15 protein-coding genes and 1 pseudogene are annotated in these 12,282 nt (G+C 39.6%); 14 read left to right on the forward strand and 2 right to left on the reverse strand.

Going from position 1 to position 12,282, the window contains the following annotated elements:
- Positions 1 to 10 precede the first annotated feature (10 nt).
- The 7 genes and pseudogenes from FAZ19_RS09790 to FAZ19_RS09820 all read left to right on the forward strand — a co-directional run bounded on the left by FAZ19_RS09790 (position 11) and on the right by FAZ19_RS09820 (position 3,181).
- A complete protein-coding gene (locus tag FAZ19_RS09790; RefSeq protein ID WP_136820558.1) occupies positions 11 to 682 on the forward strand; it encodes a hypothetical protein in 672 nt (223 codons plus the stop codon).
- 129 nt (positions 683 to 811) lie between these two features.
- A complete protein-coding gene (locus FAZ19_RS09795) occupies positions 812 to 1,309 on the forward strand; it encodes a hypothetical protein (RefSeq protein ID WP_136820559.1) in 498 nt (165 codons plus the stop codon).
- Positions 1,310 to 1,603: 294 nt separating this feature from the next.
- A pseudogene (locus tag FAZ19_RS24475) lies at positions 1,604 to 1,792 on the forward strand (tetratricopeptide repeat protein); the annotation flags it as partial.
- On the forward strand, positions 1,772 to 1,921 hold the full coding sequence (locus FAZ19_RS24480) for a sel1 repeat family protein (RefSeq protein WP_136821180.1): 150 nt from the start codon (positions 1,772 to 1,774) through the stop codon (positions 1,919 to 1,921). The pseudogene FAZ19_RS24475 and the gene FAZ19_RS24480, both read left to right, overlap by 21 nt.
- Positions 1,922 to 1,929: 8 nt before the next feature.
- The gene (locus FAZ19_RS09810; RefSeq protein ID WP_136820560.1) at positions 1,930 to 2,157 is read left to right on the forward strand and encodes a hypothetical protein; all 228 of its coding nucleotides are present in this window, start codon (positions 1,930 to 1,932) and stop codon (positions 2,155 to 2,157) included.
- A gap of 2 nt (positions 2,158 to 2,159) precedes the next feature.
- Complete coding sequence (locus FAZ19_RS09815) at positions 2,160 to 2,588, forward strand: hypothetical protein (protein WP_136820561.1); 429 nt, start codon at positions 2,160 to 2,162, stop codon at positions 2,586 to 2,588.
- A 128-nt stretch (positions 2,589 to 2,716) separates the two neighbouring features.
- Entirely contained in the window at positions 2,717 to 3,181 is a 465-nt protein-coding gene (locus tag FAZ19_RS09820) for a hypothetical protein (protein ID WP_136820562.1), read from the forward strand.
- Between the two features lie 97 nt (positions 3,182 to 3,278).
- Here FAZ19_RS09820 and FAZ19_RS09825 read toward each other — a convergent pair whose 3' ends face one another.
- A complete protein-coding gene (locus FAZ19_RS09825) occupies positions 3,279 to 3,866 on the reverse strand; it encodes an SMI1/KNR4 family protein (RefSeq protein WP_136820563.1) in 588 nt (195 codons plus the stop codon).
- A gap of 328 nt (positions 3,867 to 4,194) precedes the next feature.
- Between FAZ19_RS09825 and FAZ19_RS09830 the strand changes: the two genes are divergently transcribed.
- Positions 4,195 to 4,524 (forward strand): nucleotide pyrophosphohydrolase, encoded by a 330-nt coding sequence (locus FAZ19_RS09830; RefSeq protein ID WP_136820564.1) that lies wholly within the window; start codon positions 4,195 to 4,197, stop codon positions 4,522 to 4,524.
- Positions 4,521 to 6,701 carry a DNA/RNA helicase domain-containing protein gene (locus tag FAZ19_RS09835; protein WP_136820565.1) on the forward strand — a complete coding sequence of 727 codons (2,181 nt, stop codon included), beginning with the start codon at positions 4,521 to 4,523 and terminating at the stop codon, positions 6,699 to 6,701. Before FAZ19_RS09830 ends, FAZ19_RS09835 begins: the two co-directional genes overlap by 4 nt.
- A gap of 11 nt (positions 6,702 to 6,712) precedes the next feature.
- Here FAZ19_RS09835 and FAZ19_RS09840 read toward each other — a convergent pair whose 3' ends face one another.
- Positions 6,713 to 7,771, reverse strand: coding sequence for a hypothetical protein (locus tag FAZ19_RS09840; protein WP_136820566.1), 1,059 nt, complete (start codon positions 7,769 to 7,771; stop codon positions 6,713 to 6,715).
- 418 nt (positions 7,772 to 8,189) lie between these two features.
- On the opposite strand from FAZ19_RS09840, the gene FAZ19_RS09845 reads away from it, so the two are divergent.
- The 5 genes from FAZ19_RS09845 (at position 8,190) to FAZ19_RS09865 (ending at position 12,275) form a co-directional block, all read left to right on the forward strand.
- Positions 8,190 to 8,402: a hypothetical protein gene (locus tag FAZ19_RS09845; RefSeq protein ID WP_136820567.1), complete on the forward strand. Its 213-nt coding sequence runs from the start codon at positions 8,190 to 8,192 to the stop codon at positions 8,400 to 8,402.
- Positions 8,403 to 8,502: 100 nt separating this feature from the next.
- Positions 8,503 to 10,188, forward strand: a complete 1,686-nt coding sequence (locus tag FAZ19_RS09850) for a tetratricopeptide repeat-containing sensor histidine kinase (protein ID WP_229707528.1) — start codon at positions 8,503 to 8,505, stop codon at positions 10,186 to 10,188.
- 11 nt (positions 10,189 to 10,199) lie between these two features.
- On the forward strand, positions 10,200 to 10,865 hold the full coding sequence (locus tag FAZ19_RS09855) for a response regulator (protein WP_136820568.1): 666 nt from the start codon (positions 10,200 to 10,202) through the stop codon (positions 10,863 to 10,865).
- Between the two features lie 9 nt (positions 10,866 to 10,874).
- A complete protein-coding gene (locus tag FAZ19_RS09860; RefSeq protein WP_211245480.1) occupies positions 10,875 to 11,462 on the forward strand; it encodes a thermonuclease family protein in 588 nt (195 codons plus the stop codon).
- A 162-nt stretch (positions 11,463 to 11,624) separates the two neighbouring features.
- The gene (locus FAZ19_RS09865; RefSeq protein WP_136820569.1) at positions 11,625 to 12,275 is read left to right on the forward strand and encodes a DUF805 domain-containing protein; all 651 of its coding nucleotides are present in this window, start codon (positions 11,625 to 11,627) and stop codon (positions 12,273 to 12,275) included.
- Positions 12,276 to 12,282: the final 7 nt, after the last annotated feature.

Below are 12,282 nucleotides of genomic sequence, written 5' to 3' on the forward strand. Positions count from 1 at the left end.
AAAAGAAGAAATGAAAAAAATAAGCAGAAGAGAAACAGTAGAGGATACTAATGTTAAACCTGAAGTTGTAGATTTTTCACAACGTCTCTCTGGAAACCTAGTGATAAAATGTTTATTAGATAGAGATTTAAGAAATGAATTCATATTAAATTATTCCCATTTCGAGAAAGATGGAAATAGATCCATTCTTGTGCAGTGGATAAATGAACATTTAACAAGCAGTAACAATGAATTACTGGAGAACATTTTCGATTTATCTGTTAATATAGATTTTTATGGTCTTGAATTATTATCTAAGGCCGAAGAAATTGTTAGTGGAAGGTATTATGAACTTACTAAACTAGCGGTTTTAGACTGGGTTTTATTTAACAGTATTAAAATTGAGCCTTTGAGATTTTATACAATTAATTGCACAGCTTTTAAGAAGACAAAGCAACGCTTGGTTAAGCTACAGGCTGCGGTAAATTTAACGTTGTACGATGATGTACATCTAAGTAAAGTCAGCACTATTTTAATGAAAGAACATTATCCAACCGCTTTCTATCGTTTAGTCAATTCTTTCGATCATATGGATGATAAAAAGCGTCAGGTATTTATAAACCTTATTGAAAATAGCTTTAATACCATGCTTAATAAAAATGTTATACATGATTTAGAATTAAAAATAAATGAATACAGATAGTTTTTATTAACAGGTGCTTTAATAACGAATATAATAATGGTGGTTTCATAAAATTTAGGGAAGGAAAGCAAATCAGTAAGCGACCAGTTATCAGGATTGCGCCCAAAACATTTATTGGCGATAAGAAATATGAAAAATAGAATATTTGTTGTATTTATTTGTTTGTTGTTTTCTTCTTGTATTAATTCTTGGAGGGAAAAAATAGATGAGAACAAACGTGTCAGCAATTGGCAGAAAGAGTTGGATACTGGCATGCACGAAAAACTAGCTAACGCAATTAATATTGGAGATTGTGACGCCTACAGGTTAGCTTCGGAGCATCGTTTTGCAGAAGAGAATTGGGAAGAATTTTTTTATTATGCATATTTTATGGCAAAAAAGCACAATTGTTCCTATGCACATTTCGATATATATATTATTATGACTGCGGAAGCCACAATAGATGGCGCTGAATTGAGTTTGGACGAAAACTTGAAAAAAGATGCAATTTACCATTTGTTACAGGCTTATTATTTGAACAAGGAACTTGCGAGTGAAGAAATTAAGGAAGTCTTTAAAAATAAGAATGTACCGACTTTGGAGGAGTATAAAAAGATTGTTGATAACGGAACAAAGAAAAATAAGTAAATAACTCCAGGGCGAGTTTGGATGACAGTCCAATTACGGTTCGAGATTTTATGATGCAATTGGATGGAGGAACGCGATGGATCCGTTGACGCAGCATACAAAGCATATGGGTAAATCTCCATACGCTTAATCGTGGATAGGTCGCCTCTACGAAAAGTACCATCGAATTGGGAAGGCCCATGGCCCCCTAAGAACAATAAAAAAATATATTATGCCACAAGGAGACAGGATTTATTTAAAAGCTCTTCAAGAAGCAGGTAAAGAAACACAGTTAGGTATAATAAGGCTGAATATGCTTTGGCTACATGGTATCTTCACAGTAAATACGTAAAAAGAGACTATAAAAAAGCAACTGAATTATTACATTGTGCTGCGACACAGAATAATGAGTCGGCATGTTTCGATTTAGCCGTGTGTTATGAAAATGGATTCGGAGTAAGAAAGGATACAAGAAAGTCTTTTATGTACTATTCAAAAGCCTGTTTATTGGGAGATAAACAAGCAATTTATGAAGTAGGACGATGTTATTATTATGGTATCGGTATAAATAAAAACGAGGAAATAGCAAAGATCTATCTTGATATAGCAAATACGTATGGGATAGATGGCTAACGCAATGGATGAACCGTATAAATAGTGAGAGTGGTTCTAATGGGAAAAATGGTCGTCACGGAGATACCGGAAAAACCGAAAATAAAGTGGAAAAGCAATTACGTGACCTTGAAGAGAATTGTTGTCTGCTATTGGAAATGAGAAGAAAAAGATATTGCAAAAGATCAAAAAATATTAAAGAAAGTGCGCTGAAGGCAAAGAGGGGAGAAGAACATTCTAAGGCTAATAAACGATAGATATGGTTCCAGTATTAATTCCATTTAAACAAGTCGGTGTTTTTGTCTTAGGGACAGAGATTGTTCAATATTTGGAAAAGTTTGAATTTGAAGTCGATGATATGAGTGAGTATATGGTTGCTCCCACGATAAACTATAGGCTATCTAATCCTGAAATAACTTTATTTGTAAGTGATAACCTGATTGATTTCATAGGATGTTATGAGGAATTGCTATATAAAGGGACTAATTTGATAGGGCTGCATATAGATCAATTTTCTGTATTAGTTGATGAAGATTATGGTGAGGAGGATGAACTTTATACAGATGAAGGAGACGAGCCACATTATGTTTATGAGTATAAAAATGTTGGTCTGCAAGTATGGGCGAAAGGTAGATTGGGCATCATATCTTCTATTATGGTGAATGGCGTGGATCATTATGTAGATTGAAAATTCAAAAATAGAATGACGAACGTTTTTATTTGAGTCCGAGAGGTCGTAATGATGCGAGATTTTGTGACGACGAGAGCGTCCATTAAAGGAACCTCAACTGTTGGAGTACTTATAAGATAGTTACGATGAAAAAGCAAATATTTATAATAATAATATTTTTTAGCAGCTGTATATCGGGTGGCACCTTAGGTGGATTCGATAAACGCACTTTTCCAACATCAAAAAGAGCATTAAATAACGCTATAGATATTTTTTACTTAAGATATCCCGAATATAAAATGCCGGATAAATGGCAGGATAGAGATAACTGGGCAGAGAGAGGGTATGGATTTTTGGAAGCCAGAATATTTTACTTTAACGAAAACCCGGAAGAGATGTATTACGTGTCTTTTATGGGCGATTCCACAATGCTTGCCGACTCGGAAAAGATAAGTATAGCTATAAGGGCGGTATATAACGGAGGCACGGGTTGGATATTGGAAAACGATTTATATAAGCAGGAAAGAGAAAGAATAGAAACGCGGTTTGATAAAGAAATTATACATAGATTAGAAAGTTATACCCAAGTAAAAGCAAGACGGGAAAATTAAATAATTTGTCGCAAAAATTGCAACAACTGCTCCTTTACATTTAATATCGCTTTGCCTGTAACACCGAATACAATATGACCATCTTTTTTATTCATATTTAATTGGAAGTCTTTTGAGAAAGTTTTTCAAAGGCCTCAAAATTGCAGTCTAGATAACCTTCATCATCCACGAATATGATATTTGTCCGATAAGCATCTGCAATGACCTCGAACATAGTTGCCAATGAGTTGTAGCAATAATCAGGATCCGTACCAAATGTATTTGTCCAAAATATTTTGCCATAGTCGGGTGTGCCCTCATTTAAGTCGACCCAATAGCAATTTCCGGCACCATCTTCCAGGAAAGGAAATAAGTGCCGACCTGGGCAAAAGTCTCTCGTCCAGTTATGAAAGCTTTCTTCAAACTCCATACTTTCATAGTAGTAGCGTACGGCGTCTTCCAACGATAAAAAGTTGTGTATCGGTATTAGCCCTGTAAAGCCCGAGGGTGTTACATTATCAATATCGGTTCCATCAGCGAAGAGATAAAGTTCCTTGAGCTCGTCATTAAAAGTTAGGTCAAGTGCTAGTTCAGTCTTTCGGATATCCTGCATGGAAGCAGGTTTTCGTAGTATGTTCGGGAAATGGTAATTCAATTCTTTTTGTTTGACCACAATTTCCTTGAAACGGACTATAATGCTGCTCATAAACTGCTAGATATAAAGGACTAAGATAGCAATTTTTGCTGAAATCAATCGTCAAAACGACTTATATTGTATAGAAACCTGCTGCGATATGTATCCCAGTTATTAGCGTAAATTACAGAATGAAAATATCTATAAACATCAAAATGGCAACAAAAACTCCCATTGAAATTAATGGGGTATACTAATTTGAAGTTTCTCCCCATCGCTTCAGAACATATCCACATATAATAGATGTAAGAGCAAGGAGTAATCCATCTTTTACATTTAATGTGTCAAGGCAAGCATAAATTTCTTAAATTTAGCCAGTAGCTTATCTTCAAAGCAGATCATGACAGATATTGAACAACTCATACAACAGATACGTGCGTTTAGGGATGCGCGGGATTGGGAACAATTCCACAATTCTAAGGACTTGGCATTGGCGCTAAATATCGAAGCATCGGAACTATTGGAACTCTTCCTGTGGAAAGGCAATGAGGATGCTAATCCGGACAAGCTGAAAGAGGAGCTAGCCGATGTATTTATGTATGCGCTGCTATTAGCCGATAAGAATGGGTTTGATGTTAAGCAGATTATTCAAGACAAAATAGCCCTCAATAATCAAAAATATCCAGTGGATAAAGCCAAAGGCACAGCAAAGAAGTATAACGAACTATGAGTGACGGATTAAAGTTTGCCATAAACAAATATCCCTTTAACAACGGGCTGGGCAGATCCGTACAGTCCAATATCTATGAATACGACAATTGGCCGTTAGTCTATATCCTGAGCGATGAAAAGATCTGCGAGGCCTATGTGGGCGAGACGGCCGATAGCATTAGCCGTATGACGAAGCACCTCCAACACGAGCGAAAAAGGAATTTAACCACCGTTCACCTCATATCCTCCGAACTCTTCAATAAATCGGCCACACTGGATATTGAAGCCAATCTGATCCGCTATATGGCTGGCGACGGCAAGTACCGGCTCCAGAACGGAAATCTTGGTCTAGCCAATCACAACTTTTACCAACGCAAAGACGTTTATTGGAATATCTTTCGCGAAATATGGGATGAACTTCGCAAGAAAGGCATCACGACACAATCCATCGAGACGATAAGCAATTCCGATCTATTTAAATATTCACCCTACAAGAATTTAAGCAAAGATCAACTTGAAGGGCTTTATCAAATCATGGAGGTACTTCTCGACGATCAGAAGAAAAATGTACTTGTACATGGTGGTGCGGGCACAGGTAAAACCGTCTTGGCGATCTTCCTATTCAAACTATTAAATACCGATCTTGCCGATTTTAACTTCACCGAATTTGGCGAGCGTGAGCGGGATTTTGTCACACTCGTTAAACAGTTAAAAGCAAAATATCCGCACCCTAAAATGGCTCTGGTCGTACCTATGGCATCTTTCCGGAAGACACTCGCGAAGGTCTTCAAGAAAGTAAAAGGACTGTCACCCAAGATGGTCGTCGGCCCGAGCGAGGTGACCAACGGAAAGTACGACATCGTATTAGTTGACGAATCCCATCGCCTACGGCGAAGGGTGGTGTTAGGTAGTTACTTCAATTACTTCGATCAGGCCGCACAGCGGATGGGTAAGATCCCGGAAGAGACAAATGAATTAGAGTGGATACAGGAACAGTCCAACAAAGCCATTCTGTTTTACGACAGGCAGCAGAGCATCAAACCGTCCGATATCCGGCAAGACGAATTCGATAAGCTCTTACAGCAGCCGAACACACAGGAGCTACGGTTAAAAACGCAGTTTCGGGTACTGGGCGGTGAAGACTATGTCAATTTTCTAGAGCAGATATTATACCGACCGGGCGAGGCGGCGCGCTACACACCGAAATCTTACGATCTTAAGCTCTTCGACAAGCTTTCCGACATGATTGATGCCGTGCAGCAGCGAGAAAAAGAATATGGGTTAGCCCGATTAATAGCAGGTTATGCCTGGCCCTGGAAATCGAAGAAAGACAGTAGCCTTTTCGATATTGAAATCGATGATATTCAGCTCCGCTGGAATCAGACCAGTACCGATTGGGTGAACAGTAAAACTGCGATTGACGAAGTGGGATGCATTCATACCACGCAAGGGTATGATCTCAATTATGCTGCAGTAATCTTCGGAAACGAGATAGACTATAATCCAGAGACCCAGCATATCGAAGTCAACAAAAGTGCTTACCACGACAAAGCAGGAAAGACGTCCGTCCGCTCGGAACAAGAACTGCACGACTATATCCTCAATATATACAAGACCATCTGTCTTCGGGGCATCCGCGGAACATATATCTACGTTTGTAATCCACGTTTACGAGCCTATTTTGCGCAGTATATAGAGATGGTATCGAGCCAACCTCAGAAACCCACGATACAGTTTTCCGATTTGCCGACCGAACGGTCAGTACCCTTTTATGATGTTAAGGTTGCAGCCGGCTATTTTACGGGAGAGCAAGTATCGGACGAGATTCGCTATATCGTGCTTCCAGAAGATGTCCAATATTCCGACGACCTTTTTGCGTGTCAGGTAATAGGGAACTCTATGAATAAGATCATTCCAGATGGAAGTGTGTGCCTTTTTAAAAGATATGCTGGCGGCAGCCGCAAAGGCCTGATCACGTTGGTTAGCTCGTCGAATATACAAGATCCGGACCACGGAGGCCGTTATACCATTAAGGAATATGATAGTCATAAAGCCGTAGGAGAGGAGACTTGGCAACACGAGCGGATCATCTTAAGACCTCTTTCGCACGACCTCGGCTACGAACCTATTGAACTTGCAGACGATGATCTGCTTGATTTCAAAGTAATAGGTATATTTAAGAAAGTCCTCATTTGATGGTTGATGCCTCAGTCCCGCACGAGGTCATTCGCAGTGGTATCGTTTAAGGCGTAGGATTCTATGATATGGATGGTCGCAGCCTTTAGCGACCTATGATCATGCACCGGGTGCATTCCAGGACCCGTAAAGAATTCCACCTGATTATTAATCTTTGAATACCAAACCCTATTTACATGCTCCTTGGTGAGGGTGTCTGGCCTGGTAATCTTTTCAAAGTATTTCAATTTATCATCGTCTAAAGCGATGACTTCAGTACCTAATATTTTCTCCTCACAATCCACCGCCACGTAGTGATCCTCCTGCCAGCACATGCATTGGTTTTGGGGCAATAAGTATATTGCAATAGATAGCCCAATGGCTGCCAATACAGCCCCTGTTTGGTAAAATATCCGCCGATTTTGCTTAGGTGGAATCGGTGTGGTAGGCCTAAAAAATGAAGCCGGTTTCACAAAAGGCGACTCCTTTTTTCCAGTATCTTTACCCTTAATCTCTTCTACGTTATTAAATTCCTCCTCTTCAACAATGCCAATAACTTCCTCTTCCACTGTCTGTCTTCCATCTTCCGTTGAAGTCAGACCACCTTTTTCTAGATCAGTATTTATTTCATTTTTTGTCGGCTCATCTGATAAGATGTTATGTTCATCTTGATCATTTTTATCCCCTATTTTATTATCAATATTAACATCTGAATTTTCGGGGTTTTGATCAATAATCCAATCTTGAAACCTGTATGGTCTTGGGCTAAAATCAATAAGTATAGCTAGTAGCTTCACAAGATTTTCGTCAGGTCTTCTGTTAGTTTCACCAATTATAAAGTTCCGTAAAGGTCGGAGCCTGTCGATATCAAAGTTTTGTATCAGTGTTTCAAGTGTCCCAGCAGTATTGTCACGATCGAAAACTCTGGTGAATATAATCTCATCATCTTTAGATATGCCTTTACTGTACACTACCAAGCACCAATCTTGTAGCTCACCAGGAGATGGCCATTCACGGTCAAAGCGAAGCTTATTATTTTTCTTTAAATCTAGGTAGGCATTTCGTACTGCCAATTGAAACTTTTCAAACATCACCACAAAATTAAATCAACTGCACCATCGGAATTTACGGAAAACCGTAAACTAATTATCTCTTTTTCAAGCCATCCTTTACCGGAATAATCGGAAATCCATCGGAATCTTCGGAATAGTATCGGAATTATCGGAAACATCGGAATTGTCTGATGATTAGGTTGTTATGCGTCATAAATTTGCTTTCGTAATCAGTTCACATATCGATTAGTTCGAGCAGAATAAAGATACGAAACAGATTTCAAAACGAGAAGACATCGCGGTAGTTATTAGCCGGTTTGGGAAGCAGTTACTGACTCCCGCGATTGAAGCTCATACTTCCCAAAAAATTCAGAAGGCCTTCTGAAAACAAATGTAGCAATCCTGTGCATGGAGCACGCGGACCTACCAAGTTTTTGACTTTTTAATTTTTTGAACAATGCTTTATTTAATTATCACCGCTTTAATGGGACTAGGTTCCCCATCCATTACACCTATAAACAATGCGCAGATCACCGTACAGGTCACCGATAATGGCGATGGCGATGGTGGAACAGGTGGAGAAACAGGTACAGTTCGCCCTCCAATTCCACCGCTTCCGATTCCTGTACCTCCAATTTGTCCACTACCTATACCTCCTATGTTACCATAGTTCCTAGGGAAGTATTATTTATTTTTAAACTTGGGGCAGCTTACGGCTGTCCCTTTTTTATTCTATATTTTTTCGTACATTCAAATTCAAATTGAATGCCTTGAAATACTTATACCTATACCTATTATTTTTAACCCTCTTGTCCTGTGCACAAGAAGAAGTTACACAACCCCCAGTCGATGCACGTCCGTACTACACGAAAGCATTCGAATATCTCGATGCAGGCAAGACAGATAGTGCATTCCTCACGTTCGACAAAGCGAAAAATCTATTTATTGAAGCAAAAGATAGCCTCAATACAGCAAACTGTTTAATCAATATGGCGATTACACAGCGCGAGCAGGGAGATTATTTTGGCGCCCAGGAAACATCATTACAAGCCCGAGACTATCTAGACGAGCTAAACCCCGACCATCGGATCTATATTAGTACAAATTACAACAATCTCGCCACTACAAGTGATAATTTAAAAGATTTTGATCAAGCGATTTCCTTTTATGATTTAGCAATTAAGTTTTCCGATGATTCTTTAAATACCCTTATTTACCAAAACAATAAGGCAATAAGTTATCAATATCTTGAACGGTATGATGAAGCAATAGATCTATATAACGAGATCCTTAACCAGACAATTGATAACTCGCGAGAATACGCACGGGTGTTGTCTAATCTTGCAAGAGCCAAATGGTTAAAAGACCCAGGTTATCAGGCGGTTCCGGATTTTTTAACTGCATTGAAAATCAGGGAAAGAGAAAAGGATCTCTGGGGACAGAATGCGAGTTTTTCCCATCTTGCTGATTATTATGAAAAAGAAAAAACAGATTCTGCTTTTTTCTACGCCAGCAAAATGTACACGACAGCTCAAAAAATACGTAGCGCGCCCGATCAAATTCAAGCTTTAGAAAAAAAGATAACAGTGGGACCTTCCGACTCAATCAAGAATTATTTCTTAAGTTATAGTACCCTTAAAGACAGCGTCCAGGTTGCCCGAGCAGCCGCAAAGAATCAATTTGCATTAATTCGTTACGAAGTAGAAAAAAACAAATCCGATAATTTACTATTGCAAAAAGACAATGCAGAGAAAGCCAACCGGCTCACCCAACAACGCGCGATCACTGGCGGCGTAAGCCTTGTTCTCTTTGTTGCGATTTTCGGCGGAAGCTTCTATTACAAAAAGCGCAAGCAACGACTCGAGCTCGAAGCACAGAACCAAATCAAGGCCAGCAAATTAGAAACCTCCAAAAAAGTACACGATGTCGTTGCCAATGGCCTCTACCGCGTCATGAAAGAAATCGAGTATAAGCAGGTAATCGATCGCGAGTATACACTTGATAAGTTGGAAGAGATGTACAACCGGTCCCGGGATATATCATATGAAAGCGAGGAGCAACCGAAAATTGAACAACCCTATCACGAGCGGCTCACCGAGCTCATCAAATCTTTTGCTACCGAGAACCGCCGAGTATTGATAGCCGGGAATGACGCAGAACTATGGCATGCCGCCGATCAAGAAGGTAAAGACAATATTCGCCACGTGTTACAAGAGTTGATGGTCAATATGGATAAACATAGCCAAGCTGATCATGTCGTGGTTCGTTTCGAAAAGACAGGCCATCAATTACATATTTATTATAGTGATGATGGTATTGGCATAAAAAAAGATACCGTTCACGGCAATGGACTAACAAATACGGTTTCCCGTATTGAAAAATTAGGAGGCAAAATTAACTTTGACGATGAAACGGTAAAAGGACTCAAAGTAGAGATCACGATTCCATTTCTTTAAAAGGATAATGTATGTTTAAAAAAATACTCATTGCTGAAGATCACCAAAGTTCCAACATTTCGGTGCAGAAGACACTTCAAGATTTAACTATCGATAATGCAGACTACGTGTATTATTGCGATCACGCTTTTAGCTGGTTAAAAAATGCCATTCGCGATCAAGATCCCTACGAGGTGTTGATTACCGACCTCAGTTTTGAGGAAGATAATACCACCCAACAGATTACCAATGGCATCGATCTTATTAAAGCAGCCCGCGCTATCCAGCCCGATCTAAAAGTGATCGTATTTTCGGTCGAGAGCCGTCCAAGTATTATCGATGATCTATTTAAGGTGCACGGAATTGACGGATACGTCCGCAAAGCAAGGCACGACGCCGATCACCTCAAAGAAGCCCTTCGAGCAGTATATAATCACAAATCTTATCAACCATCCGACGTTAAGCAATCCATTCGTGACAAGAACTCGTATGAATTTACAACAGTAGATATCGCGATCGTTTCGTTGTTGTATCAGGGCGAACTTCAAAAGAATATCCCGGAATGTTTGAAACGAAGAAACATCAAGCCCTCTAGCCTGAGCAGTGTGGAGAAGAGACTCAATTTAATGAAAGAGACGCTAGGGTTTACCAAGAACGAGCAACTTGCAGTTTATTGCAAAGAAAAAGGACTTATCTAAACTAGAAATATGAAGTTTTGGTGTATGCGTACATACCCGCATGTTCTCACTTATGGTTTTATTATTCTGTTTGTTGGGCTCTCTTGTCAAAGTCAATCCGACTATACGAAAGATATAAGGAACGAAGAAAGGCATTCGCTCCATGAAAATGAGCCTTCACTTACGGAAAAAGAAAAACGCTGGAAGGACGGTTTTACCTACGTGACTAAAGTCATTGATGGTGATACCTTTTGGGTAGATAACGGTAGGCAAACTTTCAAAGTAAGGTTTATCGGTATTGATGCTCCGGAAACACGGAACTCTCGCTGGAAAGAGAAAGGGCACTACGCTAAGGAAGCTAAAGAATACGTTCGGTTTAAAACAGAACATCAATGGGTACGTTTGGAGTTCGATGTGCAATCTGTCGATAGGTATAAGCGTCAGCTTGCCTACATTTATCTAGAGGATAATACGTTTCTAAATGCCACCTTGGTAGAACAAGGATATGCTGTAGTCGATACCTATCCACCTAATGTAAAATATGCGGAGCTGTTTACCAATCTTCAAAAACAAGCCCGCAAGAAGAAACGAGGGCTTTGGGGTGAACTATCTGAATAATATTTGCAATTATTAATTCTAACTAAAGACTGTCGAAATCGGCAGTCTTTTTTTTTGCAAAACCTATATGGGTTACGGGAAACCGTAAATTATATTTAAGTCACGGCAGTAGATTTGTTCGTTAGCTTTTAAGAAGCTATACCATAGTTAACGAATAAAGATATGAAAGAATTTTATTACGCCAGAAATTCGGAAAAGTTTGGACCATACAGCTTAGTAGAACTGAGGTTTGAGAATATCACTCCTCAAACACTTATTTGGTTTGAAGGCCTACCATCCTGGCAATATGCCGAAGACGTCGAAGAGATCCAAAGTATTTTTCATCCCGTCGAACAGGTCGAAGTTGACGAGCCTGCTGCTATCGAAGAAGAAAAAGAAGAAGAGCCGGGAACTCCTGTCATCGAAGCTGAGGATATCTCCCAAGTCGCATACGCCGAAAGTACAGTTCACGAGGTGAGCAATCAATATACCGTTCTCGATAATAATGGGTTTTTCAAGCGCCCCTTTAGTTTCAATGGTCGGATTAGACGTACGGAGTGGTGGGTTTCAGTTATTATAGTACACATAACTACCGCCTTAGTCGCCGCTGCTTTAGAGTCGAATACTTCCACCGCGTCTAATGGTTTAGCAGTTCTACTTTACATACCTATAATATGGTTTGCGCTCGCACAAGGAACTAAAAGATGTCATGACCGTGGAAATTCTGGATTTTTCATATTGGTTCCTTTTTATGCACTTTGGCTGGCCTTTGGAGATAGCGACGTTGGGCAAAACGAGTATGGCACCAACCCCAAAGGTAGAGACTTTCAATAATCATTTC

This window comes from Sphingobacterium alkalisoli (assembly GCF_005049105.1).
Classification (GTDB): Bacteria; Bacteroidota; Bacteroidia; order Sphingobacteriales; family Sphingobacteriaceae; genus Sphingobacterium; species Sphingobacterium alkalisoli.